This is a genomic window from Polaribacter atrinae, assembly GCF_038023995.1.
Lineage (GTDB): Bacteria > Bacteroidota > Bacteroidia > Flavobacteriales > Flavobacteriaceae > Polaribacter > Polaribacter atrinae.
Map to the genome: position 1 here is coordinate 624700 of NZ_CP150660.1, position 26355 is coordinate 651054.

Sequence of the window (26355 nt, forward strand, 5' to 3'; positions counted from 1 at the left end):
GTTATTTCTTTTTCTTCTTTTTAATTACCTCTGGTTTTGCCTTTGCACTAGCGGTTTGTGCTAAATAATTTGCTAAGATTTTATCTACCAATTCTTCCTTGGTTAAATGATGAAATATTGTTTTAATTTCCCCTTTTAAATCTTCTGAAATTGTTCTGTTGGGTTTTGTTTTAAATATTTTTTTTGCCCAAAGAATAGTGTTATTATCTTCAATACTTTGTGCATCTGCTTTTTTGTATTCTTTAAAAACCAACCCTAAATCTTCTTCAAATTCAGGAATTTCTTCTAATTCTTCTGACTGTATTACACTTAAAGAAAGTCCGGTTGCTCCTGCCCTAGCCGTACGTCCGCTTCTATGTACATACGTATCATATCTGTCTGGTAAATGATAATTTACAACGTAAGAAATTTCTTTAACATCAATACCACGAGCAGCCAAATCTGTAGCCACTAAAATATCAATATTTCCTTCTCTAAATTGCCCCATAACTCTATCACGAATCCCTTGGGTTAAACTACCATGTAAAGCACCAGATGAAAACTTATTAATGGCTAAATTTTTAGCTAATTTATTAACAGCAGCTTTAGTTTTACAAAAAATAATTCCGCGTTCTCCTTCTTTTGTCGACAAAAAATGCATTAAAACATTCAATTTTTCTATCGGTTCTACTACTACATATTGATGATCTATTCCTTTATGCCCAACAGAATCCATATCTGTTTCTATATGTTCTACGTGTTTAGACATATAGTTTTGTATCAGTTGCTTTATCGTTCCTGGCATCGTGGCAGTAAACAACAACGTTCTTCTAATATTCGGAATTTCCTTAATAATAATATCTACTTCTTCCTTTAAAGCACTCACCATTTCATCTGCTTCATCTAAAACAAAATAGTTGATTTCTTTAATGTTGATAGCGTCACGTTTCATTAAATCTACCAAACGACCTGGAGTTGCAATTACAATACTTGGGTTCTTTTTGATGGCTTCAATCTGAGGTTTTATAGGGATTCCACCACAAATAGAGACTATTTTTTCTTTTTGTTCATCCGAAGCAAAAGAAATTAAATTGTCAAATATCTGATGTCCTAATTCTCTTGTAGGTGCTAAAATTAAAACTTGTATATGAGTTTCATCTGCTTTAATTTTTTGCAATAAAGGCAAACCAAAAGCAGCTGTTTTCCCTGTTCCAGTTTTTGCTAAAACCACCATATCTTTCTTTTTATGTAAGATAAACGGAATGGTTTTTTCTTGAACTGCAGTAGGAACTGTAATTTCTAATTTTGCTAAACGTGCTTCTAGTTCTTTATGAATTCCTAAAGATGAAAAAGTTTTTGACATTAAATATATTTTTTGCAAAGGTAGCAATATCGTTCTTGTTAATTAAATAAATTATGGTTCGTGAATTTAAAATATTTTAATTGAAAATAAAATGATTAGGATACTCTATAATAAGCTTAAAAGAGGCTTTCAGAATCCGTATATTTGCAACTCTATTTTAGTTTAATTATACATTTGGAACAGATAAAAGCATACTTACAGCAAATAGCCAATATTTCTCAAGAAGATTGGGATTTTTTTACGTCTAAACTGCAACCTCGTGTGATTAAAAAGAAAGCTGTTTTCTTAAAACTAAACGAAATTGAAAATCATATTTCTTTTATAGAATCTGGCGTGGTACGTTTGTATATTCCTAAAGAAAATCCAGAAAAAGAAATCACTTTTGGCTTTAGTTTTAAAGACCAATTTATTAGTGCTTATGATTCTTTTTTAACAAGAAAACCATCTGCTTATGAATTACAAGCGCTTACAGAAACTACTATTTTAAGTGTTTCTTATACCGATTTACAAGAAATTTATAGAACTACTCAAATTGGTAATTTAATTGGAAGATTAACTGCAGAGCGTCTTTTTTTAATCAAATCTAGCAGAGAACAAAACCTTTTAAATCTATCTGCAGAAGAACGTTACCTTAAATTATTTAAAGAACGTCCAGAAGTTTTAAAAGAAATCCCTTTAAAGTATATTAGTTCTTACATAGGTGTAACCGCACAAGCTTTAAGCCGAATTAGAAAACGAATTGTTTAATTAAACTCCTTCTTAAGATTCGTTTATAAAATATTTTCCCGCCACGGCGGAAACAAAAACGGAAACTTTTATTGATTCAGGTTCATTGTTTCCCTTAAAATAGCAAACTACCTTTGTAAAAATTACAAATATGGCAGTCGTTATTTTTATTATAGTGCTTTGGTATGGAGGTTTGTTTTTTCAATCTTTCTTTTTGCATCGCTATGCAGCACATCAAGTATTTACCATGTCTAAAACCATGGAAAAAATTACATTTATTTTAACATGGATTTTTCAAGGATCTAGTTACTTAAGTGCTTACGGATACGGAATTATGCACAGAATGCATCATGCGTATACAGATACCGAAAAAGACCCACACTCTCCTTCTTACGATGCAAATATGTTTGCAATGATGTGGAAAACAAAAACTATTTATCAAGATATAAACGAGCAACGTATTGCAATTGATGAGCGTTTTACTAAAAATGTACCTCAATGGAAATCGTTTGATGCCTTTGCTGGTTCACGTTTTTCTCGTATCCTTTGGATTACATTTTATATTTTATTCTTTGTCTTCTTTGTAACTTCTTGGTGGCAATGGTTATTATTACCAATCGCATTTTTAATGGCTCCAATACATGGAGTTATCATCAACTGGTTTGGTCATATTTATGGGTATGTAAACTTCAAAATGAAAAACACAAGTAAAAACCTTTTTCATTTCGATTTCTTAATGATGGGAGAAGGTTACCATAATAATCATCACAAACATGCAAGTAGCCCTAATTTTGGTGTAAAATGGCACGAAATAGACATCACGTATTTAATTATAAGAATTTTAGACTTTTTCGGTTTCATTAAACTGAAGGCTATTAAAGTAAAAAAATAATACTGTGTAAAAAAGACATAGAAATCAGCTAAACATATTTAATAATTATCTTTTTGTAATTCAAAATTATAACTAGAAATATCATTTAAAAACACCCTTTAATAAGCGGTGTTTTTTTTCATTTTTAGTATCTTTGTTAGACACAGAAACCTCTCCATAAACCTAGCTTTCTAACTCTAAAATGAAAAACTACAAACCAAAAAAAAGATTACCTGCACGAGCTTACATAGATGGTGTTTTAAAAGGTGATAGAGTAATTCTTTCTAGAGCAATCACTATTATCGAAAGTAATTTAGAAAGCGATAAAAGTTTAGCCAAAGAAATCGTTCAAGAAATATTACCAAATTCTGGGAAATCCATACGTATTGGTATTACAGGCGTTCCTGGTGTTGGTAAAAGTACTTTTATTGAAGTTTTCGGGTTGCATTTGGTAAAACTAGGTCATAAGGTTGCCATTTTATCTATAGACCCAAGTAGTCAGCGTTCTCGTGGAAGTATTTTAGGAGATAAAACAAGAATGGATGAATTGTCTGTTTTGCAAGAAGCTTATATTAGACCTTCCGCCTCTGGCGATACTTTAGGTGGAGTTTCTAACAAAACCGGTGAAACCATGTTACTTTGTGAAGCTGCCGGTTACGATGTTATTTTAATTGAAACGGTAGGTGTTGGTCAGTCTGAAACTGCTGTACACGGAATGACGGATTTCTTTTTATTACTGATGCTTGCTGGTGCTGGAGATGAATTACAAGGAATAAAAAAAGGAATTATGGAAATGGCAGACATGGTGGTCATCAATAAAGCCGATGGCGATAATATTACCATGAGTAAATTGGCTAAACGTCAATATCAAAATGCTTTACATATTTTTCCTGCATCCGAGTCTGGTTGGACTCCTGTTGCGAGTACAGCTTCAGCCATAAAAAATATTGGAATTTCTAATGTGTGGAATGAAATTTTAAATTTTAAAAAGCTAGTTGATGAAAATGGTTACTTTATAAAAAACAGAAATCATCAACAAATAAAATGGATGTATAATAATATTAATGAAGAACTAAAACACTTGTTTTATGGTTCTGCTAATATTAAAAGTGAGCTGTCGGAACTAGAAAAAGATATTGTTACTTCTAAAATTTCACCTGTAAAAGCAGCGCAACAAATTATTAAAGAATTTAAAAACTCTTTCAAACACAGTTAATAATTCCTAAACCCTTAAAAATTGTAAAAAATGATATTTGATCGTTATTTTGATAGACGATTTGAATTAAGGTATTTTGAAATGAATAAATTAGGACTTGCAACACCTACTATAATGTTGGCTTTGTTAGAAGAAACAGCTGCAGATCATTCTCATTCTATAGGACATAGCTTGTTTGATCTCTTAGAATAAAATGTAGGTTGGGTACTTGTTTCTGGTGTTTTACAAATAAATCGGTATCCTAATTATAAAGAAAAAATTACGATTAGAACTTGGTTGTCTAGTTATTCTTCTATCAAAGGCTATAGAGAAAATATTATTTTTGATGAACAGAACAACATCATAGGTAGCGCAAAAGGTTTATGGGTTTTCTTTGATATCGATAAAAGGAGACCGATACTTATTTTAAATGAAATAAAAGAAAAATGGTCTTGTTTTAATAAAGAATCCATTTACGGAGATATCAAGAAAAAAATACATCCAGTTAAATTTGCAGATTATACCAATCACTTTCGAGTAAATCGGTATGATACCGATACAAATAAGCATGTAAATAATATTAGGTACTTGCAGTGGGTTCTTGAATCGATACCAGAAGAGATCTCTGAAAATTATTTTTTACATAAAATTGATGGACGTTTTATGGCTGAAGCTCAATTTGGCGATACTGTTTTATCCTTGACAAAAGAACAAGAAATAAAAGATGCTTTTACGCATACTATCAAAATTAAAGGAAGTGATAAAGTTTGTGCTACTGCAAAGACTATTTGGAAGGCTTATTGACAATTACACGCACAGTTTGTCTTTTTGTTTTTTATGTAAATATTTTATCTAACATTCAACTTTCCATACAGTTTTGTCTTTTCGACCAAAGGGAGAAATCACATAAAGGTGCTCATTTTTATGTGATCAGTATTATGAGACTTCTCCTCAAGTCGAAGTGACTAGTTCTTATGTTTTTTTCACCAATATAATACTCATAATTGCAAACACATAACAATCTAAAATTGTATTTATGTGGATGATAACAAAAAAAGCCCAAACAATTTAATGTTCGGGCTCTTTTATTTATAAATTTCAAACTTATTCTTGCTCTAAGTATTTTTCCATAATAGTAATCGCAGATTCAGAAATTACAGTTCCAGGACCAAAAATAGCGACCACTTTTCTTTCTAATAAAAAATCATAATCTTGTGCAGGAATAACTCCACCTGCAAACACCATAATATCTGGTCTTCCTAATTTTTCTAATTCGCTTATTAATTGAGGTATTAACGTTTTATGTCCAGCCGCTAAACTAGATGCTCCAACAAAATGCACATCGTTTTCTACAGCTTGTTTTGCTACCTCTTCTGGAGTTTGAAATAAAGACCCCATATCTACATCAAAACCTAAATCGGCAAAACTAGAAGCAACAACTTTTGCTCCTCTATCATGCCCATCTTGACCCATTTTTGCAATCATAACTCTTGGTCTACGACCTTCTATTTCTGCAAATTTATCCGTTAATTTTTGCGCTCTTGCAAACGTGTCATCACTTTTTACTTCTTTTCCGTACACTCCACTTATTAATTTAGTATCCGCTTTATGTCTTCCAAAATGAACCTCTAAAGCATCGGATATTTCACCTAATGTAGCAAAATTTTCTGCAGCTTTTACAGCCAATTCTAATAAATTACCTTTTCCTGTTCCTGCACAATCTTCTAGTGCTTTTAAATTAGCTGCAACCACTTCAGAGTTACGCGCTGCTTTCATTTTATTGATACGCGCAATCTGAGAATCTCTAACAACTGTATTATCTACATCTAAGATTTCAATATTCGTTTTTTCTGTTGTTTTAAATTTATTTACTCCAACTAAAATATCTTGACCAGAATCTAAACGTGCCTGTTTACGAGCAGACGCTTCTTCAATACGCAATTTAGGAACTCCGGTTTCAATAGCTTTTGCCATTCCACCTAATTCTTCAACCTCTTCAATTAGTTTCCACGCTTTCTTCGCTATTTCTTGCGTTAAATATTCAACATAATAAGATCCTGCCCAAGGATCTACCGATTTGGTCATCTGTGTTTCATCCTGAATAAAAATCTGCGTATTACGTGCAATTCTAGCAGAGAAATCTGTTGGTAATGCTATTGCTTCATCTAAGGCGTTGGTGTGTAATGATTGCGTTCCTCCTAAAGTTGCTGCCATTGCTTCTACACAAGTACGAGCTACATTGTTAAAAGGATCTTGCTCACTTAAACTCCAACCAGAAGTCTGACTATGCGTACGCAATGCCATGGATTTTGGATTCTTTGGATTGAAGGTTTTTATAATTTTTGCCCAAAGCATACGTGCAGCTCGCATTTTAGCAATTTCCATAAAATGATTCATACCAACAGCCCAAAAGAAAGATAAACGAGGCGCGAATTCATCAATTTTTAAACCCGATTTTAATCCCGTTCTAATGTATTCCATTCCATCTGCTAAGGTATATGCTAATTCGATATCTGCAGTTGCACCCGCTTCTTGCATATGATAACCACTAATAGAAATAGAATTAAACTTAGGCATATTTTTAGTGGTGTAATCAAAAATATCACCAATAATTTTCATAGAAGGTAATGGTGGATAAATATAGGTGTTACGCACCATAAATTCTTTTAAAATATCATTCTGAATCGTTCCGGAAAGTTGATCTAAAGCAACACCTTGTTTTTTTGCAGCAGCAATATAAAAAGCCATAATTGGCAGTACAGCTCCATTCATTGTCATAGAAACCGACATTTTATCTAACGGAATTTGATCAAACAAAATCTCCATATCTAAAATAGAATCTATGGCAACACCTGCTTTACCAACATCACCCGTTACACGTGGATGGTCTGAATCATAACCACGATGCGTAGCTAAATCAAAAGCAACTGAAAGTCCTTTTTGACCTGCTGCTAAGTTTCTTCTGTAAAAAGCGTTTGATTCTTCTGCAGTAGAAAAACCTGCATATTGACGAATCGTCCAAGGACGCATTGCATACATGGCACTATATGGTCCTCTTAAAAAAGGTGGTACGCCAGCAGCAAATCCTAAATGTTCTGCTTCGGCAATATCTTCTTTTGTAAATTGTTTTTTTACTGGAATTCCTTCAGGAGTATTCCAAACATCTTGATTCTCTGAAGTTTCGACAGTTTGTTTGACTGCTGAGTTTATTTTTATATCTGAAAAATCTGGTTTCATACTTCTAAAGATTTAAAGGTTTTTTGAACTTTTTTCTGAATGCTAGAAAGTGCTACAAGAACATCTGTCCTCATATTTACAACACCATCTAAACCAGCAGCCGTTAATTCATCCATGTTTTTTGGAGCACCTGCTAGTAACAATACTTTATCTGTATCTATGGCTCTAAATGCTTTTACAAACTCAACAGCAGTTTCGTCATAATCTTGATCAGAACTACAAATAACAACTACATTAGAAGTTGATTTAGCACTTTCTCTAGCGGCAACTTCTGCACTTGCAAAACTTTCTTCTTGATGCACATCAAAACCACTTACACCTATAAAATCATAAGCAAAAGCAGCTCTCGCTTTACGCATTGTTAAATTTCCATAACTTGCTAATTGTACAATTGGTCGCACATTTGTTTCTGCGACTAATTCTTCCGTAACCCTACGCATTGCTTCAATTTCTAAAGAAGCCCTTCTTGGAGTTAATACCTTAGGGTTCTCTTTAATTCCTGTAGAAAGTAAATTAGCTGACACTTTTTCCATTAAATTAGGGTACTTATTAATCCCAACCATTGGTGTTCTACGTTGGCTAATTAATTTTAATTTTTGAAGGCGAATTTCAGCAATTTGTTGTTGAATAATTTCTTTTTCAAAATTGATATAAAAACCACCATCAGCTTCAATTGCTTTAAACAACTCTAAAGCTTTATCTGCAATTTTAGAACTTACTTCTTCTATATAATAAGCCCCATCTACAGGGTTTGAAACTTTACCAAAGTAAGATTCCTCTCTTAAAATAGTTATTATATTACCTGCTATTCTGCTAGAAAAATCAGAAGAACTTTTAAATTCTTTATCATAAGCATCTATTAACACTCCGTCTACATTTCCTAATATTGCCGCCATTGCTTCTGTTGTACAACGTAACAAATTAGTTTCTGCATCTGTAATTGATTTACTCCAAATAGATGTTTTAGCCGTTATTGTATTCGAGAAATTAGCAAGCTGATATTTGGCAGCAACCTCAGCTAATAAATTATTGAATGCTCTAAATTTTCCGATTTCTACAAAATACTCTAATCCAATTGCTAAATTGAAATTTAGATTGTCGAATATCTGCTGCACAGAAACTCCTTTTTCTTTCAATTTTTCCGTTAAGAAAACGAGAGAACTTAAAGTATACGCTATTTCTTGCACTTGATTTGCACCACTATCTAAATACTCCGTTCCTGAGATCGTAATTGCTTTAAAGTTAGGGAGATCTTTTGTTAAATTTATCAGTTCTGCTGTAACATCTACAAGGCTTTCATTAAAAGTTGCTGTTGTTACATAGCCAGAAATTAGATTTGTATCAATATATCCCTTTAAATTTTTACCTTTTGCAAAAGCAACTAAATCTTTGGTAAAAGGAATAGCGTTATTAAATAATTTAAACGAAACCGAGATGCTGTTTAAATCTATTCCGTTTAAGAGTTCTTCTACAGATACATTGGTTATCATTTGAAAAATGATGCCATTTATTCCTTCTTCAATTGCTTTTAACGCCAAATCATTTCCAGACTTACCACAACAAGCAGCAACACTTCTATAGTTTACTAATGATTGTGAATTTTCTCCTGTATTTTTTAGCTGTGTAATTGAATTTTCAATATTATAACAAGGCTGAAAATTGATACCAGTTAGGTTTTTCCACACTAGTTTTCTATCAAAATCAGCACCTTTTAAATCTGCGGTCACTCTTTCCATCCACTGTTCAGTAGTAACTGAAGGGAAATCAGAAAAAAGTGTTTTATTTTTATCGCTCATTATATGTGAATTTATTTAATACAAAAGGCTACAGTTCTTAAAGTTACAAAATTTAAGACTTCTACCTTCCGTAAGTTTATTTTATCATTAAACTACTTCCAAACCTATCAAAAATAGCTTTGTCTAATTCTTCCCTATGATCTGGGTGTGCAATATCTCTTAGCGCTTGCGCACGTTGTTTTAAGTTTCTACCAAATAATTCAGCGATACCATATTCTGTAGCAACAAACCTAGCATGTGCACGAGTTGTTACTACACCTGCCCCAACTTTTAACATTGGTGTAATTTTAGAAATACCTTTTCCTGTGGTTGATGTAATTGCACAAATTGGTTTTCCGCCTTCAGACAAAGCTGCACCACGCATAAAATCCATTTGCCCTCCAACACCAGAAAACATTCTTTGACCAATAGAATCGGCACAAATTTGACCTGTTAAATCTACTTCTATCGCAGAATTAATTGCGGTAACTTTTGGGTTCTGACGGATAACAGAAGTATCATTTACGTAAGCGATATCATTCATTTCAATTTCAGGATTATCATCCATAAAATCATATAAACGCCTTGTTCCCATTGCAAAACCAGAAACTATCTTATACGGATTCGTTTTCTTTTTAGAACCGTTTACAACACCATTTTTAACTAAATCTACAATCCCTTCCGAAAACATTTCTGTGTGTATCCCTAAGTTTTTGTGGTTGTGTAAAAAAGTTAAAACTGCATTTGGAATTCCACCAATTCCCATTTGAAGGGTTGCTCCATCATCAATAATTTCTGCAATGTTTTTACCTATTGCCTTTTCAAGATCAGAAGGTTCTACAAAACTCATTTCGTAGATTTCTTCTTCAACTACTACACATGCATCAAAATGTTTTAAATGTATTTGGGCATCTCCAAAAGTACGTGGCATGCGCGAATTAATTTGAGCAATCACTTTTTTACCTTGTTCAATACCCGAAATAACAATATCTACTGAAACTCCTAAAGAACAAAAGCCATGTTTGTCTGGAGGTGATACATTTACCAATACCACATCTAAATCCATATAACCCTGACGGAATAAACTTGGTATTTCACTTAAAAAAACAGGAATATAATCTACAGTGTCCCCTACCATTTTACGAACATTTCCCCCAATAAAAAAAGCATTGGTATGAAAACTTTCTCTTAATTCTGGTGCGGTATAACCACAAGCTCCTTCTGTATGTAAATGTACAAGTTCAACATTTCTTAATTCTGGTGCTCTTGCAACCATTGCTTTTATTAAAGCTTGTGGTGTAGCAGAACCTCCTTGAATTAAAACTCTATCGTTAGATTTGATTAACTTAACAGCTTCTGTTGCTGTCATTTTATTTGGTATGTTCATATTATCAAATTTTAAAAATTGTTGTTTGTCCATTTACACGCAAAAAATGAACTTCTATGTATCCTCTATCCTAAGAAACTTAAAATAATACCTGCAGCAATTGCAGAACCTATTACACCAGCAACATTTGGTGCCATAGCATGCATTAATAAGTAGTTACTTGGATCTGATTTTAAACCTTCGTGATGTACAACACGCGCACTATCTGGAACAGCAGATACGCCTGCAGCACCAATAAGTGGATTAATTTTATTATCTCCTTTTAAGAATCTATTCATAAATCTTGCGAATAATAAACCTCCACAAGTTGCTATTACAAATGAGATTGCTCCTAAACCAAATATCAATAGTGAATCTTTTGTAATAAAGATATCTGCCTGGGTTGAAGCACCTACCGTAACACCTAATAAAATGGTTACAATGTCTATTAATTTAGTTCTTGCCGTATCTGCTAATCTCTCTGTTCTTCCAGATTCTTTTAATAAGTTTCCAAAGAATAACATTCCTAATAATGGCAATGCACTAGGTGATATAAATAATGTTAACAATAAAGCAACTACCGGGAAAATCATTTTTTCTTTTTGAGTAACCGCTCTTGGTGGTTTCATTTTAATTTTTCTATCCTCTTTAGAGATTAACAATCTCATTAATGGAGGTTGAATTACAGGAACCAATGCCATGTATGAATAAGCGGCAATTGCAATAGGGCCAATTAGGTTTTTAACCGTAGTACCATCTGCCATTATATTCACTCCGTTTGCTAATTTTGAAGATAAGAAAATAGCGGTAGGACCATCGGCACCACCAATAATTCCGATTGCACCAGCTTCAGGGAGATTAAATCCTAAGTATAATGCTCCCATAAACGTAGCAAACACACCAATTTGAGCTGCAGCACCTAAAAGCATTAATTTTGGATTTGCAATTAAAGATGAAAAATCTGTCATTGCTCCAATTCCTAAGAAAATTAACGGCGGATAAATACCTTTTACGACCCCGAAATAGAGATAGTTAAGAACAGATCCCGTCTCGTAAATACCCGTTTGATTTCCTGCTACAAAGGGGATGTTTCCCAATATAACACCAGTACCAATTGGTATTAAAAGTAAGGGCTCATAATCGAATTTAATACCTAAGTAAATAAATGTAATTCCGATTACAATCATAATTAAGTTTCCTGAAGTTGTATTTGCAAATCCGGTGTAACTGTAAAACTTTTTTATTCCTTTAAACGCATCGTCAAAAACGCCTTCTACTTGTGTTACTTTATCAACTTGCGTTGTAGTAACCGTAGTATCGTTTATTGAATCTGGGTTAGCATCTGTGCTTAGGCCTAATACAGGTCTAATAAAGATCAATAAAGATAAAACACAGAATATTAAAATTACTTTTTTCATATTTCGTATTTTATTCTAGTTCTATCATTAATTCATCATGCAGAACTTGTTGTCCTACACTAATTTTTATATCAGTAATAGTACCTGCTTTTTCACAGACAATGCTATTTTCCATTTTCATTGCCTCTAAGACAAGCATTCTATCTCCTACTTTTAAGGTATCACCAACTTTTACATCAATAGATAATACTACTCCAGGAATAGGAGCAACAATTCTTGTTTTTGCAGATTTTGGATTTACTTGTAATGGTGCAGATGGTTGTTTAGAAGCAGATCTAATTAATGTAGGAGTCTTTGTTTTTTTAACCTCTTCCTGCATTTTTACTTCATAAGATGTTCCATTAACTTCTAGCTGAATAATATTATCTTCATGAGATTTTATATTAACGGTATAGCCGTTTTCGTTTACTTTAAATTTATAGCTTTTCATTTGTTATAATCTATTTTGAATCCCGTAAATTTTAGAACTCCAAGGTGAATATGTTTTTTTAACTTGTTTAATTGTTAAAATTGCACTTTCATGGTCATGTTGTTCATTCTTGTACATGTGTATGGCAGCTCCAATAACTGCTGATATTTCACCAGTAAAATTACTATCTCCTTTTACCTTTATTTCACTAATTTTTTTATCCTTTCCTTTGGTGATTATTTTATATACATAAAGCATCACAGGAAGAGCGTAATTAAAAATAAGAGCCAACGCTACTAAGGAGCTAAAAACAATGAATAACCCCGTAAATAAGATCACATAACCTTCACTAATTGGATTTGTATTTAATAGTATATTTGTCATTATAATGGAATGTTTGAGTGTTTTTTAGGAGGATTTACATCTTTTTTATTTTGAAGTAATTCTAAAGCTCTAATAATTCTGAAACGAGTGTTTCTTGGCTCTATAACATCATCTATAAACCCGTATTTTGCAGCCATGTATGGATTGGCAAACTTTGCAGTATATTCGTCTTCTTTTTTCTGAATATATTCTTGCTTTTCTTCTGCATTTTCAATTTTTCTAATATTAGATCCTTCTAAAACTTCTACGGCTCCTTTAGCGCCCATCACAGCAATTTCTGCAGTTGGCCACGCATAATTTACATCACCTCTTAACTGCTTACAACTCATTACATCATGCGCACCACCATAAGATTTACGTAAAGTAATGGTTACCTTAGGCACGGTAGCTTCTCCATAAGCAAATAATAATTTTGCACCGTGTAAAATAATTCCGCCATATTCTTGTCCCGTTCCTGGTAAGAAACCTGGTACATCTACCAATGTTACTATTGCAATATTAAAAGCATCACAAAAACGAACAAATCGTGCCGCTTTTCTAGAAGCATCAATATCTAAAACACCAGCATAATACTTTGGTTGATTGGCAACAATACCAACAGGACGCCCATTAAACCTTGCAAAACCTACACAGATATTTCTTGCATAATTTCTATGTACCTCTGTAAACTCTCCGTTATCTGCAAGTATTGAAATTACATCTACAATATCATAAGGTTGATTTGGGTTTTCTGGAATAATTTCATTTAAAGCATCCTCTAATCGATCTATAGGATCATTACATGGTAGTATTGGTGCTTCTTCTAAATTATTTGAAGGCAAGTAGCTTAATAGTTTGCGGACTAATAATAAATTTTCTTCATCATTTTCTGCTAAGAAATGAGAAACACCTGATCTTGTAGAGTGAATTTTAGCACCACCAAGTTCTTCTGCTGTTACTACCTCACCTGTTACTGTTTGTACCACTTTAGGACCAGTTACAAACATATAACTGGTATTCTCTGTCATAATGGTAAAATCTGTTAATGCAGGTGAATAAACTGCTCCCCCAGCACAAGGACCTAAAATTGAAGAAATTTGAGGAATTACCCCAGAAGCCATAATGTTTCTTTGAAAAATCTCTGCATACCCCGCTAAAGATCTTACTCCTTCTTGAATACGCGCTCCACCAGAATCATTTAATCCAATAACCGGAACACCAATTTTCATTGCCATATCCATTACTTTGCATATTTTTAATGCATACGTTTCAGATAAAGAACCACCAAAAACCGTAAAATCTTGTGCAAACACATACACAATTCTACCGTCTATAGTTCCATGGCCCGTAACAACACCATCAGACAGATAAAGTTGCTTGTCTAATCCAAAAGATTTTGTTCTGTGTGTCACAAACATATCAAACTCTTCAAAACTATCATCGTCTAAAAGAATATCTATACGTTCACGTGCAGTTAATTTACCTTTAGCATGCTGAGAATCGATACGTTTTTCTCCGCCCCCCATTTTAGCTTCCGCTCTTTTTTCAATGAGTTCGTTAATTTTATCTTGATTTGCCATTTTTATATAAGTATTTTCTTTTAAATTATTCTTTAGAACAAAGTTCTGTAAGTACTCCTAGTGTAGATTTTGGATGTAAGAACCCAATATTTAATCCTTCTGCCCCTTTTCTAGAAACTTTATCTACAAGTCTAACACCACGTTCTTCTGCTGTTTTTAGAGCTTCTGTTGCATTGGGAACAGCAAAAGCTATGTGATGAATACCTTGCCCTTTTTTCTCTATAAATTTACCTATTGGGCCGTCTGGAGAAGTACTTTCTAATAATTCAATTTTTGTATTACCCACCAAAAAAAAGGCTGTCTTCACTTTCTGATCGACAACCTCTTCTATTGAATAACATTTTAAACCTAAAACTTCTTCATAATATTTTATTGATACTTCTAAATTCTCAACAGCAATACCTAAATGCTCTATATGTGAAATATTCATAACTTCGATGTTTTAATTTCCTCAAATTTAGCTCACATATTGATTTTATTCTATGATAGTTGTCATGTTATTAGACATTTAAAAGAAGTGCTTTATTTTAAGTAAATGAAAAGTGTTGAATATTTTTTTTGCTATTTAACTGTATTTAAAATATTTACATATAACTTAACGAATGCTACATTGTTTCAAAAAATAAAAGTTATCATTTTATTTTTTGATAATTCTTGGAAATAAATCGAAAGGAAAAATTTTCTCTTTTACCTCCTTCTCTCCATAAACCTGAAACGTGATTCCGAGATTAAAAAAAGAATCTTTTGCTTTTTTATTTAAACGATCAAACTCTGAAACAGAATAGGATCCAAATAAATTATACAATGTTTTATAAACTTCTCTTATTTCATCATTCTTATTAAAGAGCTCATCATAAAATCTAGAATCTAATTCGTAAGTTGAAAATAGCGGTAGTGTTGTAGTTTTTTTCAAATCTTATAATTTTTAGTAAATATAAATTAGTTTTATGAAAATGTCAATAATTTTTAAAATATGTTACGATTATTGTAATAGTAATTTTATTTCATTTATTTTTTTACATTAATAACAATAAATTCACACCAAATCTTTAATAAATCAATTATAAAGATATAGTTGATATACATTTATTTGTTAAAAAGACGAAAACAATGGTAAAATCTATAAATAACAACAATAAAAGAGTTTTTTTTAATTAAAAAACCTGCATTTAGGTACTTTCTTAAAATTCTTACAAAAGATAGCGTTTATTCTCTTAAAAGATTGAAAAAGTTTGTTATTAAAAAAATAACTTTTTAATAATAATCATTAAATAAAAAGTAAAACACTATTTCACAACAAGTTAACCAAAATTTTAATTGCTGTTTGTAATTTTAAATAAAATACTAATTATTAACTGTTTCATATTTTTTTGATTCTACTATCTTCGCGCGCATTATGTGGATGTACTTAGGACTTTTAGCTGCTTTATTTTTAGGATTACACAATTTATGTAAAAAACATGCCGTACAAGGCAATGAAGTTTTCCCTGTATTGTTGGGAACAATTTCTGCTGGTTTTCTGTTGATACTTCCCTTCTATTTGGGATCTATTTGGAATCCAGATTATATGCAAAAGATAGGATTTTATATAACAAGTATTCCTTGGACTACTCATGGTTTTATTTTTATAAAATCGATGATAATGGCTGCTTCTTGGGTTTTAGCTTATCAGGCTTTAAAGCATTTACCTATTACTATTGTAACCCCAATTAGATCTGCAGGCCCTTTTTTCACGTTTATAGGTGCTATTTTTATTTATCAAGAAAAACCAAATCCACTGCAATGGGTTGGTTTCTTTCTTATTATCTTTTCTGTTCTACTATATTCTAAAATTGGAAAAAAGGAAGGCATTAACTTTAAAAGAAATAAATGGATTTTTGCCATTATCGGAGCAACCTTTTTAGGAGCTTCTAGTGGTTTGTATGATAAATTTTTGATTCAGAACTTAAGCTTAAACCCACAAACATTACAATTTTGGTTTTGCTTCTACACCATTCTAATTTTATTAATAATTTTATCTATTACTTGGTTTCCTTATGCTGATAAAAGAAAAGCTTTTAAATTTAGATGGTCTATACCCGCAGTGGGAATTTTATTACAAACAGCAGACTACTTTTATTTTAAAGCTTTACAAGATCCTGATGCATTAATTATGTTATTATCGGCCATCAAAAGAAGTCAGATTTTAATTGCAGTTGTAGTTGGTGGATTGCTATTTAAAGAACAAAATAAACGTAAAAAGTTGGTTCCTTTATTCGGTATTCTATTAGGTGTATTTTTAATATTATATTCTTAAACAAAAAAGAGGCTGTCTAAAAAGATATTCTTTTTAGACAGCCTCTGGCTAATACTAATTATGTACAACGTTGCTTTTAAACAGTCTTTTGTGCAATAAAGTTTAAAATATCACTTTCTTTAATTTCAGGATTTGCGCCTTCACTACTTGCAACAATGGCACCTACAGCACAAGCAAAATCTAACGCTTCTTGAGGTGCAACCTCTTTTAATAATTTATTTATTAAAGAAGCTAAAAAAGAATCTCCAGCACCAACTGTATCTTTAACTTCTATTGAATAACCACTATTATAATAGAAATTGTCATTATAATAAAGTATCGCACCAGCACTACCTTTTGTAACACAAATAGATTTAGTGTCTGTAGCTTCTGCTATAAATTGAATATTTTTTTCTAATGAATTTGATGAAAAATTTAATCCTTTTGAAATTTCAAAAATTTCATCATCATTAAATTTAATAAAATTAGCTTCCTTCATTAAATAACTTAAACCATCTATATTATAATAAGGTGCTCTAAGATTAACATCAAAAATTTTATAGTTTGCTATTTTTAAAAGTTCATACAGGGTATTTCTAGATACTTTATCTCTAGCCACCAAACTACCAAAAACAAAAGCATCTGACACTTTAACTATTTTCTTTGCACTTTCTGTCAATTCAATTTGATCCCAAGCCCTAGGGAACATAATATCATAAGAAGCACAACCTTTATCATCTAGTATTACTTTAACTTTTCCTGTTTTTAGATTTTCATCTACTTGTAAGGCTACTTTATTAACGTTATTTTCCTTAATAAAATCCTTAATTTTTTGACCGTTATCATCTGCTCCAACCCTAGTAATTATATATACATTATTATCTAAAGATTGTAATCTTACTGCAACGTTTAAAGGAGCTCCTCCTATTTTTTTGTGCGTTGGAAACACGTCCAAAAGCACTTCGCCAAAACATGTAATATTTGCCATCTAAATTTTATTTAAAACTGTACTATTTATATCTTTTACCGATTTTTCTATACCATTTTTAACAATATTTTGATATGCATCGGTATAAGCTTCTAAAAATATCTTAGAGTTTTTAAGTTGCCCAAAAATAGATTCTATTTCTAAAAAAGGGGCAGGGTTATTTCTTGATAAAATTGCTTTTTCAGTTAAAATTGCTTCCATAGCGTCTTTTATCATTAATTGCGAACCATTCTCATTTACTCCAACACTATATATTGCAAAAGCAGCAATGATAAAAGCGGCATGGTTTATTGTTCTATTATTCTCTAATTGCGCATAAACCGTTGGTAAAATAAAAATTGGAATTTTAGCTGAACTCTCAGAACAAATTCTTTCAATTTGATCTTTTATGTAAATGTTTCCAAATCTTTGGATTAATGAAAACTTATAATTTTTTAAGTTTACACCTTCTAAATCTCCTAAAGTTGGTGTTACTTCATTCCCCATATATATTCTTAAAAAAGAACTGATATCAGCGTCATTTGCTGCTTCATCAATAGTTGAATATCCATATAATGCGCCTAAAATTCCTAATACAGAATGACCTGCATTCAGTAAACTTAATTTCATTTTTTCATACGGTACTACATCTTTTACAAACTGAGCACCAACAGTTTCCCAAGCAGGTCTTCCTGCAGCAAAATTATCTTCGATAACCCATTGTTTAAAAGGTTCACAAACTACTGGCCAACCATCATCAATACCTGAAGTTTCTTTTAATTTTTCGATATCTAATGCTGATGTTGCTGGCGTAATTCTATCGACCATTGCATTCGGAAACGAAACGTTTTCATTAATCCAAGACACTAATGTTGGTTCAGCAACTTTTACATAACTCAACAACATTTTTTCTGTCATATGCCCATTTCCTTGAATATTATCACAAGATTGAATGGTAACACCTTTTAAACCTTTTTCTTTTCGTAATTTTAAAGCTTGTGTTAAATATCCAAAAATAGTTTTAGGTGCACTTGGCGTTTCTAAATCGTGCTGAATTAAAGGGTTTTCAAAATTGAATTCTCCTGTTGCTTCATTGTAATTATAGCCACCTTCTGTAATTGTTAAACTAATAATTTTAACATCCGGACTAGCCATTTTTTCAATTACTTTTATTGGGCTTTCAGGTGCATATAAAACTTCTACCATAGAACCGATAATTTGCTTTGTTAACGAACCATCTAATTCTTTTATAATCAACGTATATAAACCGTCTTGTTCTTTTAGTATGTTATAAATTTTAGTATCAAAATCTAACAATGCAACACCGCAAATACCCCAATCTTTCTGTGCTTCACTTTCTAATAATAAATCCGTATAAAAAGCTTCATGAGATCTATGAAAGCCACCAATACCAACATGTACAATACCTGTTTTAATTTCGCTTCTATTATAAGTAGGTGAAGTTATTTTAGTACTAATTTCTACTAAATTCTTTTGATTTAATTTAATTATATTTTCCATGATTTTTTTTATTTATTTAAAGAATTGCCTCTTCTAAGTGCCCAAATTGATGTTGCAAAATAAATTACAGTACATACAAATGCGTAAGTATAAAATAGTTCTCTATTTTCTATATATATTTTCTCTGTTTCACTGCCAAATAATACAATACAAGCCAACACAAGTGTAATTGCTAATACAACTAATGAAATAATTTTTAGCACCTTTGTAAATAGTGAATTATCGACTATGATAACAACTTCTTTTTCGGCCTTCTTTTCTTGAAATTTTTCTATGTTGATATTTCTTATTCTCTCTTTTTCTTCTTCCTCTGGATATTTATTTTTTGCACCATAACGTCCTGCTAAAAAGGTGTAAATAAGTATTGTAAAAATCCAAGTTGGTATAAATAAATAATAAAAAGACATTACATTTAACATATTTAAACCAAACCCAAATAACAATCCTAATGCCCAAGAAGCAATAGCAGGAGTACTAAATGTTAATTTACGGTATTGAGACCAATAACGTGTATATCCTATTTTAGGAAATATTTGATGTTCTGCAAAAACAATACTACCAACTGGCACCACTAACAAACCAGCATACGTTAATAGGGGAAGCATTTGAGAAAACACAAACGGAAAACAAGCTACTACCATGGTTACTAAACCAACAATTATAGTTGTCTTTTTTCTTGAACTTTTAGTAAAAATAGCTTGTGCAGCTAAACCTGCTCGGTAAAGATTAGCTACAGCGGTGGTCCAACCTGCTACAATTACAATTACAAAACCAGACCAACCTAATGCATAATAAGCAACATCTCCTGGATCTAATTCCACAATAGATTTACCGATAATAACAGCAGCACCAGCTCCCATTATTCCTGCAGAAATCCAAGCAACAAAATGACCAAACATCATTCCTGTACTTGTTGCTAATCCGTAAGATTTCTTTTTCGCAAAACGAAATAAAGCCATATCAATTAGTCCAAAATGAGTAATTGAATTTGCTGCCCAAGCAAAACCAATTACTTCTAGCAATCCAATACCTGGTTCCCCATCACTGTTAACTCCTGTCCAAATAGATTGATCTCCTAAATTTATAAGTTCCGTCCATCCACTTGGTAACGTTTCTCCTAAAACATCTAAAGAAAGCGCAGGTAAAAGTATAAATGCTCCACTAATAAACATCACAAATAACCAAGGTGCACAAATTGCAGAGAATTTAGATACTGCTGTAAAACCATATATAGCAATAGCAACCACCACAATACCAACAAATAAAACGATTAAAACAAATCAAAGATTTGTTGGATACCAATCTAATTGTGCCGGAATATCAAAAGCAAACCGAACTGCAGTAGATGAAACGGTTATCATTGCCGCAGAAATTACCGTAAAAATAACAACGTTTGCCCAATTATAGAGCTTTGTCATAGAATCTCCTGCTATTTTATTAAGATATGTATATAAACTCAATCTAGTATCTACAGCAATAGGAGATGCAATTAAAGTCCAACTTAAAACGGCTAATATATTACCAATCAATAAACCTAAAATAATACCTTTAGTAGTTGCACCTAAAGCTACAAAGGTTGCACCAATTACAAATTCTGTGGCAGCAACATGTTCTGCAGCATATAAACCAGCAAAATGCGTCCAGTTATGAAGTTTGTTTTTAGCAATTGGTAATTGTTCTATTTCTAAGTTTTCGAACTGCTGGTATTGATTGGGTGTTTCCATGTAATGTTTTTTTTAAAGTTAGTTCTTTTTAATTTTAGTTACAATGCGCGGCATGGTAAACTGTAAATATTTAGTAATTATATTGATCTTAAAATAACGCTATATCCAATTGAAGCACCATTTTTTCTTGTTCCGGATTCCACATAGCAGTAACACCAATTGGCAATTTGTAGGTACCTATTTTTACATCTTTGCTTAATGTAGCTCCTACATTTATAATATTTCCTGCATTATTGGTATAAAAAGTTTTATCGGTAATAAAAGACCAAGCTCCACCAGCAAAAAGTGATAAACTAGCATCTCGTTTTTGCCATACTTTACTTTGAACTTCAAAATAATGTGTCCAAGAATTCTTTAAAGAACCATCTGTTTGAATTTCATAATCTCCAGAACCACCATTTACAATGGTTGCCAAATACAATAATGTGTTTGGTGTAACATTATAACCAAAACTAACATCTACAAAATTATATCCTTGTTTTTTATCATAACTCCAAAATTGTAATTCATCTCCCCTTTCTTCCACTCCTGTGTAATAATTATGAGATACAGCTTCAATAAAAAAAGCATCAGAAAAGCGATATTTAGTATAAATTGAGACTTCTTTATAATAAGCACTTTCATTTTTACCTGTTGTATTGTTTTCTACATCTATAGTAGAAAAACTTGCGCCACCCCAAAAACCAAAAGTAAATTTCTTGTTTTTAGAATTGTACTCTATACTCGTAGCAATCATTGCTCCTGGATGAACAACACTCCCATGCCATAAGTGCATATTTTTAACATTTGCGCCAACACTAAAAGCCTGATATTATCATTCGTTAAATCGTTTTGACCAGTTGCGTATTGTGCCGATAATAGTAAAAATAGACAAAGAAGTACTGTTGATATACTTCTCTTATTAATACAATAATTTACCTGTTTCATTTCTTTCGATAATTGTCTCATTACTTATATTTTAAATAGTTCTAAATTCTGATGTCAGACCTTTAAAAATAAAACGTCATAATGACGTTTGATAGAAAAATGTAAATAAAAAACTTTTACAAAAACAAAAAAATACAAAAAAAAATACTCTATATTAGCATTAATATATGTTAAATTGATTTTAAAATCATTAGTTTTGTCAACAAACCCCTCATTCAAAAGAGTTTTTCAAATATTAAAGAGGAAAGAAATATTTATCAATTATTACACGTAATAATAACGTTTAATTGAAAAAAAAGATTAAATTTACATTATAAAAAAGAATATGAACAACAAGAAAATATCAAATATATCGGTAGATTGTGTCGTTTTTGGATATGATACAGAAACCAAATCTTTAAATGTTTTATTAATAAAGCGTTATTTAGAATCAAAATCTGAAAAAAAAATACTTGTTGATGATTATGTATTAACCGGTTATCATGTTTATGAAAATGAAGCCTTAGATGACTCTGCTTCTAGAGTATTAAAAGAGTTAACGGGTTTAACGAATCTATATAAAAAACAATTTAAAGCTTTTGGTGATCCAAATAGATTGACCAATGAAAAAGATTTACTTTGGATTCAGAACGAAGAGTTTAACTTAAGAACAATTACCATAGCTTATTATTTTTTATTAAAAACAGATGACGTTTCTATAGAAAATAATAAATACCAAGCACAGTGGTTTTCCATTAACGATTTACCTGAATTAGGATTTGATCACAAACAAATCATTTTAGAAGCCTATGAAGATTTAAAAACAAAATGTCTACAAGAACCAATTATATTTGAGTTATTACCAGATAAATTTACCATAAATGATGTACAAGACTTGTATCAATCTATATTGGCAATAGAAATAGATAATCGGAATTTTAGAAGAAAATTAATCAATAAAAAATACTTGGTTCCTTTAGACGAAAAACAAGTTGGAGTTTCTAAAAAACCAGCACAGTTGTATATGTTTAGCAAAGATATTTACAATAAAATGTTTCAGAAAAATTACTTAATCAACATTTAATGATATTAAACACTTTTATTTTTGACATGGATGGAGTTATCATAGACTCCGAACCTTTTTGGCGACAAGCACAAATAAAAATTTTATCCACTTACAATGTAATCGTTACTGTAGAAGATTGTATAAAAAACACCATGGGTAAAAGGATAGATGATGTTGCTCTCACTTGGTGTCAATTACATCAATTATCTATAAATCCTAAAATATTAGAAAAAGAAATTATTACAGCTGTAGTTGAATTAATTACTGAACAGGGAAAAGCAAAAAAAGGCTTATTCGAGTTGTTAGATTTTTTAACTAAACACAACTTTAATATTGCCCTTGCTACCTCTTCTAGCAAACCTATCATTAACGCGGTTTTTAACAAACTGAATATTACTCATTATTTTAAGGTAGTTTGTAGTGCAGACGATGAAGAATACGGAAAACCACATCCGGCTATTTATCTGAAAGCAGCAAAATTGTTAAAAGTACCTACTAGAAATTGCTTGGTGTTAGAAGATAGTGTTACAGGGTTAATTGCCGCAAAAGCTGCTAGTATGCACACCTTTGTTATTCCTGAAGACAAAAATGATCCGAGATTTACATTAGCAAATAACATTTATACTTCAATGCTAGATGTTGTTAATTATTTAAAAACATTGCAATAATATAATTATAAAAATAGAACTAAACATACATATTTAATAACACAAAAAAAAGCTTCAATATTATATTGAAGCTTTTTAATAATTTATAAAGTGTTTAACTTTAGTTCATTCCTCCATCTACAGATAAAGTTTGCCCAGTAATATAAGCACTCATATCAGAAGCTAAAAATACACATGCGTTTGCAATATCAATTGGCTGTCCTCCTCTTTTTAAAGGAATTCCATCTCTCCAACTTTGCACAGTAGCTTCATCTAATTTTTCAGTCATTTCTGTTTCTATAAAACCAGGAGCAACTACGTTACTTCTAATATTTCTAGATCCTAACTCTAAAGCAACAGATTTAGAAAAACCAACAATACCCGCTTTAGAAGCTGCATAATTAGTTTGACCTGCATTACCTTTTATACCAACAACAGAACTCATATTTATAATAGAACCTTTTCGTTGCTTCATCATAGGACGAATAACAGCTTTGGTTAAATTAAATACAGATTTTAAATTTACTTCTATTACTTTATCAAAATCGTCTTCAGAAATACGCATTAACAAATTATCCTTTGTAATACCTGCATTATTTACTAAAATATCAATAGCTCCAAATTCTTTTAAAACTTCTTTAGCTAATTCTTGAGCAGCATCAAAATCTGCTGCGTTAGATTGATATCCTTTAGCAGAAACTCCAAAAGCTTTTAACTCTTCTTCTAAAGCATTTGCAGCATCAACAGAAGAACTGTAAGTGAAAGCCACGTTTGCACCTTGTTTTGCAAATTCAATAGCAATTCCACGACCAATTCCTCTTGTAGCACCAGTAATAATTGCTGATTTATTTTCTAATAATTTCATATTATTTTGTTGTTTTTACGGGGGTAAAGATACTAAAAATAAAAAACTCGTAAAACAAAAATGTCTTACGAGTTTATACTTTTTATACCTACATATTGCAGGTAAATTAGTTTTTTTATTTTAAAACCTTTGCAATCATTTCACCAATTTTAGCTGGAGAACTAACAACGTGAATTCCGTTTTCTGCTAAAATTTTCATTTTTGCTTGTGCAGTATCATCCGCTCCACCAACAATTGCACCTGCGTGCCCCATTGTTCTACCAGCTGGTGCAGTTTGACCTGCTATAAAACCAACAACTGGTTTTCTGTTACCATCAGCTTTAATCCATTGAGCAGCTTCTGCTTCAAGATTTCCACCAATTTCACCAATCATTACAATTGCTTCTGTTTCTGGGTCATTCATTAATAACTCAACTGCTTCTTTTGTTGTAGTTCCAATAATTGGATCTCCTCCAATACCAATTGCAGTAGTAATTCCGTAACCTTGTTTTACAACTTGGTCGGCAGCTTCATACGTTAAAGTTCCTGATTTAGAAACAATACCTACTCTACCTTTTTTAAAGATAAAACCTGGCATAATACCTACTTTGGCTTCGTCTGGCGTAATTACTCCTGGACAGTTAGGGCCAACTAATCTACAGTCTCTACCATCAATATAAGCTTTTACTTTTACCATATCTGCAGTAGGAATTCCTTCTGTAATACAGATAATTACTTTAATTCCTGCGTCTGCAGCTTCCATAATTGCATCAGCAGCAAATGCTGGTGGTACAAAAATAATTGAAGTATCGGCTCCTACTTCATCTACAGATTCTTTTACTGTATTAAAAACTGGTTTTCCTAAATGTTCTTGACCTCCTTTTCCTGGAGTAACCCCTCCAACAACATTCGTTCCATAATCAATCATTTGACCAGCGTGAAAAGTACCTTCACTACCTGTAAAACCTTGAACAATAATTTTTGAATTCTTATTTACTAAAACACTCATTGGTTTGATATTTTATTTTGTTTCACAAAAATAGTTTATTGATAGTTTCTAAAAAAGGATTCAAACAAAATATTACCAATAAAAAAGTAATAATTATATGTTTTGACCTCACATTTTTTAGAATAAGACGGTCTTAAATGTATTTACGAGTTCTAATTCTCGAAAAAAACATTTACGAATCTTTTCTATCTTTTAAAAAACGTTTTATTTCTGCCATTTCTTTTAATTTTTCTCTTGATTCTGAAACTGGTGTTCCAAAATAACTTTTTCCTCCTGCAACAGATTTTGTAACTCCTGTTTGACCAAGAATTATAGCACCTTTACCTATTGTAATTCCACTATTTGTACCAACTTGTCCCCAAATTGTTACTTCATCTTCAATAATTACGCAACCAGCAATACCTGTTTGTGAAGCTATTAAACATTTTTCTCCAATTTTTGTATCATGACCAACATGAACTTGATTGTCAATTTTGGTTCCCTTTCCAATTGTTGTATCTCCGGTAACACCTTTATCTATTGTACAAGATGCACCTAAATCTACATTGTCTTCTAAAACTACCCTTCCACCAGAAATTAATTTATCAAATCCTTCTGGTCTATTTTTATAATAAAATGCATCTGCTCCTAAAACTGTATTTGCATGTATGGTAACATTATTACCAATAACTGAATTATCATAAATTGTTACATTGGGGTGAATTATACAATTCTTACCAATTGAAACATTGTTTCCAATAAAAACATTGGGTTGTACTACAGTATTTTCACCAATAATAGCAGATTCAGAAATACTTCCCTTAGAAGCTATAAATGGATTAAAATATTTCGTGATTTTATTAAAGTCACGAAAAGGATCTTCAGAAATTAATAATGCTTTTCCAACCGGACAATCAACTTTTTTGTTGATTAAAATTGTAGTTGCAGCAGAATTTAACGCTTTGTCATAATACTTAGGATGATCTACAAAAACAATATCTCCTTTTTCTACAACATGAATTTCGTTGATTCCTAAAATCTCGAAATTTTGATCACCAATAAACTCAGTATCTATTAGTTTAGCTATTTGCTGAAGCGTTTGTGGGTTTTGGAATTTCATTATTTGCTACATGCT

25 protein-coding genes and 1 pseudogene are annotated in these 26355 nt (G+C 31.5%); 8 read left to right on the forward strand and 18 right to left on the reverse strand.

Annotation, left to right across the window (positions count from 1 at the left end; genetic code table 11):
* Position 1 precedes the first annotated feature (1 nt).
* On the reverse strand, positions 2 to 1342 hold the full coding sequence (locus WG945_RS02875; RefSeq protein WP_068448030.1) for a DEAD/DEAH box helicase: 1341 nt from the start codon (positions 1340 to 1342) through the stop codon (positions 2 to 4).
* 174 nt (positions 1343 to 1516) lie between these two features.
* On the opposite strand from WG945_RS02875, the gene WG945_RS02880 reads away from it, so the two are divergent.
* The 5 genes and pseudogenes from WG945_RS02880 to WG945_RS02900 form a co-directional block, all read left to right on the forward strand.
* The gene (locus tag WG945_RS02880; protein WP_068448032.1) at positions 1517 to 2089 is read left to right on the forward strand and encodes a Crp/Fnr family transcriptional regulator; all 573 of its coding nucleotides are present in this window, start codon (positions 1517 to 1519) and stop codon (positions 2087 to 2089) included.
* A gap of 130 nt (positions 2090 to 2219) precedes the next feature.
* Positions 2220 to 2960, forward strand: a complete 741-nt coding sequence (locus WG945_RS02885; RefSeq protein ID WP_068448034.1) for an acyl-CoA desaturase — start codon at positions 2220 to 2222, stop codon at positions 2958 to 2960.
* Between the two features lie 181 nt (positions 2961 to 3141).
* A complete protein-coding gene (meaB, locus tag WG945_RS02890) occupies positions 3142 to 4155 on the forward strand; it encodes a methylmalonyl Co-A mutase-associated GTPase MeaB (RefSeq protein ID WP_068448036.1) in 1014 nt (337 codons plus the stop codon).
* Positions 4156 to 4185: 30 nt separating this feature from the next.
* Positions 4186 to 4347, forward strand: coding sequence for a hypothetical protein (locus WG945_RS02895; protein ID WP_197482041.1), 162 nt, complete (start codon positions 4186 to 4188; stop codon positions 4345 to 4347).
* A gap of 15 nt (positions 4348 to 4362) precedes the next feature.
* A pseudogene (locus WG945_RS02900) lies at positions 4363 to 4938 on the forward strand (acyl-[acyl-carrier-protein] thioesterase); the annotation flags it as partial.
* A gap of 300 nt (positions 4939 to 5238) precedes the next feature.
* Here the strand turns inward: WG945_RS02900 and scpA are convergent.
* From scpA to WG945_RS02945, 9 genes are all read right to left on the reverse strand, one after another.
* On the reverse strand, positions 5239 to 7371 hold the full coding sequence (gene scpA / locus WG945_RS02905; RefSeq protein ID WP_068448038.1) for a methylmalonyl-CoA mutase: 2133 nt from the start codon (positions 7369 to 7371) through the stop codon (positions 5239 to 5241).
* On the reverse strand, positions 7368 to 9167 hold the full coding sequence (locus WG945_RS02910) for a methylmalonyl-CoA mutase family protein (RefSeq protein ID WP_068448040.1): 1800 nt from the start codon (positions 9165 to 9167) through the stop codon (positions 7368 to 7370). The genes scpA and WG945_RS02910 overlap by 4 nt, the downstream gene beginning before the upstream one ends.
* Positions 9168 to 9243: 76 nt before the next feature.
* Positions 9244 to 10533: an acetyl-CoA hydrolase/transferase family protein gene (locus WG945_RS02915; RefSeq protein WP_068448162.1), complete on the reverse strand. Its 1290-nt coding sequence runs from the start codon at positions 10531 to 10533 to the stop codon at positions 9244 to 9246.
* Between the two features lie 65 nt (positions 10534 to 10598).
* Positions 10599 to 11930, reverse strand: coding sequence for a sodium ion-translocating decarboxylase subunit beta (locus WG945_RS02920; RefSeq protein ID WP_068448042.1), 1332 nt, complete (start codon positions 11928 to 11930; stop codon positions 10599 to 10601).
* Positions 11931 to 11940: 10 nt separating this feature from the next.
* The gene (locus WG945_RS02925) at positions 11941 to 12360 is read right to left on the reverse strand and encodes a biotin/lipoyl-containing protein (protein WP_068448044.1); all 420 of its coding nucleotides are present in this window, start codon (positions 12358 to 12360) and stop codon (positions 11941 to 11943) included.
* 3 nt (positions 12361 to 12363) lie between these two features.
* A complete protein-coding gene (locus tag WG945_RS02930; protein WP_068448046.1) occupies positions 12364 to 12723 on the reverse strand; it encodes an OadG family protein in 360 nt (119 codons plus the stop codon).
* Positions 12723 to 14282, reverse strand: a complete 1560-nt coding sequence (locus tag WG945_RS02935) for an acyl-CoA carboxylase subunit beta (RefSeq protein ID WP_068448050.1) — start codon at positions 14280 to 14282, stop codon at positions 12723 to 12725. The genes WG945_RS02930 and WG945_RS02935 overlap by 1 nt, the downstream gene beginning before the upstream one ends.
* Before the next feature lie 25 nt (positions 14283 to 14307).
* Complete coding sequence (gene mce / locus WG945_RS02940) at positions 14308 to 14712, reverse strand: methylmalonyl-CoA epimerase (protein WP_068448052.1); 405 nt, start codon at positions 14710 to 14712, stop codon at positions 14308 to 14310.
* 207 nt (positions 14713 to 14919) lie between these two features.
* Positions 14920 to 15195, reverse strand: a complete 276-nt coding sequence (locus WG945_RS02945; RefSeq protein ID WP_068448054.1) for a hypothetical protein — start codon at positions 15193 to 15195, stop codon at positions 14920 to 14922.
* A 483-nt stretch (positions 15196 to 15678) separates the two neighbouring features.
* Between WG945_RS02945 and WG945_RS02950 the strand changes: the two genes are divergently transcribed.
* A complete protein-coding gene (locus tag WG945_RS02950; RefSeq protein ID WP_068448056.1) occupies positions 15679 to 16578 on the forward strand; it encodes an EamA family transporter in 900 nt (299 codons plus the stop codon).
* 76 nt (positions 16579 to 16654) lie between these two features.
* On the opposite strand, the gene WG945_RS02955 is transcribed toward WG945_RS02950, so the two are convergent.
* From WG945_RS02955 to WG945_RS02975, 5 genes are all read right to left on the reverse strand, one after another.
* The gene (locus WG945_RS02955; RefSeq protein WP_068448058.1) at positions 16655 to 17545 is read right to left on the reverse strand and encodes a carbohydrate kinase family protein; all 891 of its coding nucleotides are present in this window, start codon (positions 17543 to 17545) and stop codon (positions 16655 to 16657) included.
* Entirely contained in the window at positions 17546 to 19045 is a 1500-nt protein-coding gene (locus tag WG945_RS02960; RefSeq protein WP_068448060.1) for a mannitol dehydrogenase family protein, read from the reverse strand.
* 8 nt (positions 19046 to 19053) lie between these two features.
* A complete protein-coding gene (locus WG945_RS02965; protein WP_197482042.1) occupies positions 19054 to 20295 on the reverse strand; it encodes a hypothetical protein in 1242 nt (413 codons plus the stop codon).
* Positions 20296 to 20325: 30 nt separating this feature from the next.
* Entirely contained in the window at positions 20326 to 20769 is a 444-nt protein-coding gene (locus WG945_RS02970) for a hypothetical protein (RefSeq protein ID WP_197482043.1), read from the reverse strand.
* 88 nt (positions 20770 to 20857) lie between these two features.
* Positions 20858 to 21544: a hypothetical protein gene (locus tag WG945_RS02975; RefSeq protein ID WP_197482044.1), complete on the reverse strand. Its 687-nt coding sequence runs from the start codon at positions 21542 to 21544 to the stop codon at positions 20858 to 20860.
* A 477-nt stretch (positions 21545 to 22021) separates the two neighbouring features.
* Between WG945_RS02975 and WG945_RS02980 the strand changes: the two genes are divergently transcribed.
* Together WG945_RS02980 and hxpB are read left to right on the forward strand one after the other, a co-directional pair.
* Positions 22022 to 22759, forward strand: a complete 738-nt coding sequence (locus tag WG945_RS02980) for an NUDIX hydrolase (protein WP_082864157.1) — start codon at positions 22022 to 22024, stop codon at positions 22757 to 22759.
* A complete protein-coding gene (gene hxpB / locus WG945_RS02985; RefSeq protein WP_068448064.1) occupies positions 22759 to 23409 on the forward strand; it encodes a hexitol phosphatase HxpB in 651 nt (216 codons plus the stop codon). Before WG945_RS02980 ends, hxpB begins: the two co-directional genes overlap by 1 nt.
* 100 nt (positions 23410 to 23509) lie before the next feature.
* On the opposite strand, the gene fabG is transcribed toward hxpB, so the two are convergent.
* The 3 genes from fabG to WG945_RS03000 all read right to left on the reverse strand — a co-directional run bounded on the left by fabG (position 23510) and on the right by WG945_RS03000 (position 26340).
* Positions 23510 to 24253 carry a 3-oxoacyl-[acyl-carrier-protein] reductase gene (gene fabG, locus WG945_RS02990; RefSeq protein ID WP_068448066.1) on the reverse strand — a complete coding sequence of 248 codons (744 nt, stop codon included), beginning with the start codon at positions 24251 to 24253 and terminating at the stop codon, positions 23510 to 23512.
* A gap of 115 nt (positions 24254 to 24368) precedes the next feature.
* Positions 24369 to 25241, reverse strand: coding sequence for a succinate--CoA ligase subunit alpha (gene sucD / locus WG945_RS02995; protein ID WP_068448068.1), 873 nt, complete (start codon positions 25239 to 25241; stop codon positions 24369 to 24371).
* 172 nt (positions 25242 to 25413) lie between these two features.
* Positions 25414 to 26340 (reverse strand): UDP-3-O-(3-hydroxymyristoyl)glucosamine N-acyltransferase, encoded by a 927-nt coding sequence (locus tag WG945_RS03000; RefSeq protein ID WP_068448070.1) that lies wholly within the window; start codon positions 26338 to 26340, stop codon positions 25414 to 25416.
* Positions 26341 to 26355 lie beyond the last annotated feature (15 nt).

Excerpts from the sequence above, each read along its gene's own strand:
- WG945_RS02875 (WP_068448030.1), bottom strand. The coding sequence starts at position 1,342 with ATGTCAAAAACTTTTTCATCTTTAGGAATTCATAAAGAACTAGAAGCA.
- WG945_RS02885 (WP_068448034.1), top strand. The coding sequence starts at position 2,220 with ATGGCAGTCGTTATTTTTATTATAGTGCTTTGGTATGGAGGTTTGTTT.
- meaB (WP_068448036.1), top strand. The coding sequence starts at position 3,142 with ATGAAAAACTACAAACCAAAAAAAAGATTACCTGCACGAGCTTACATA.
- WG945_RS02895 (WP_197482041.1), top strand. The coding sequence starts at position 4,186 with ATGATATTTGATCGTTATTTTGATAGACGATTTGAATTAAGGTATTTT.
- scpA (WP_068448038.1), bottom strand. The coding sequence starts at position 7,371 with ATGAAACCAGATTTTTCAGATATAAAAATAAACTCAGCAGTCAAACAA.
- WG945_RS02910 (WP_068448040.1), bottom strand. The coding sequence starts at position 9,167 with ATGAGCGATAAAAATAAAACACTTTTTTCTGATTTCCCTTCAGTTACT.
- WG945_RS02915 (WP_068448162.1), bottom strand. The coding sequence starts at position 10,533 with ATGAACATACCAAATAAAATGACAGCAACAGAAGCTGTTAAGTTAATC.
- WG945_RS02920 (WP_068448042.1), bottom strand. The coding sequence starts at position 11,930 with ATGAAAAAAGTAATTTTAATATTCTGTGTTTTATCTTTATTGATCTTT.
- WG945_RS02925 (WP_068448044.1), bottom strand. The coding sequence starts at position 12,360 with ATGAAAAGCTATAAATTTAAAGTAAACGAAAACGGCTATACCGTTAAT.
- WG945_RS02930 (WP_068448046.1), bottom strand. The coding sequence starts at position 12,723 with ATGACAAATATACTATTAAATACAAATCCAATTAGTGAAGGTTATGTG.
- WG945_RS02935 (WP_068448050.1), bottom strand. The coding sequence starts at position 14,282 with ATGGCAAATCAAGATAAAATTAACGAACTCATTGAAAAAAGAGCGGAA.
- mce (WP_068448052.1), bottom strand. The coding sequence starts at position 14,712 with ATGAATATTTCACATATAGAGCATTTAGGTATTGCTGTTGAGAATTTA.
- WG945_RS02950 (WP_068448056.1), top strand. The coding sequence starts at position 15,679 with ATGTGGATGTACTTAGGACTTTTAGCTGCTTTATTTTTAGGATTACAC.
- WG945_RS02955 (WP_068448058.1), bottom strand. The coding sequence starts at position 17,545 with ATGGCAAATATTACATGTTTTGGCGAAGTGCTTTTGGACGTGTTTCCA.
- WG945_RS02960 (WP_068448060.1), bottom strand. The coding sequence starts at position 19,045 with ATGGAAAATATAATTAAATTAAATCAAAAGAATTTAGTAGAAATTAGT.
- WG945_RS02970 (WP_197482043.1), bottom strand. The coding sequence starts at position 20,769 with ATGGAAACACCCAATCAATACCAGCAGTTCGAAAACTTAGAAATAGAA.
- WG945_RS02975 (WP_197482044.1), bottom strand. The coding sequence starts at position 21,544 with ATGCACTTATGGCATGGGAGTGTTGTTCATCCAGGAGCAATGATTGCT.
- WG945_RS02980 (WP_082864157.1), top strand. The coding sequence starts at position 22,022 with ATGAACAACAAGAAAATATCAAATATATCGGTAGATTGTGTCGTTTTT.
- hxpB (WP_068448064.1), top strand. The coding sequence starts at position 22,759 with ATGATATTAAACACTTTTATTTTTGACATGGATGGAGTTATCATAGAC.
- fabG (WP_068448066.1), bottom strand. The coding sequence starts at position 24,253 with ATGAAATTATTAGAAAATAAATCAGCAATTATTACTGGTGCTACAAGA.
- sucD (WP_068448068.1), bottom strand. The coding sequence starts at position 25,241 with ATGAGTGTTTTAGTAAATAAGAATTCAAAAATTATTGTTCAAGGTTTT.
- WG945_RS03000 (WP_068448070.1), bottom strand. The coding sequence starts at position 26,340 with ATGAAATTCCAAAACCCACAAACGCTTCAGCAAATAGCTAAACTAATA.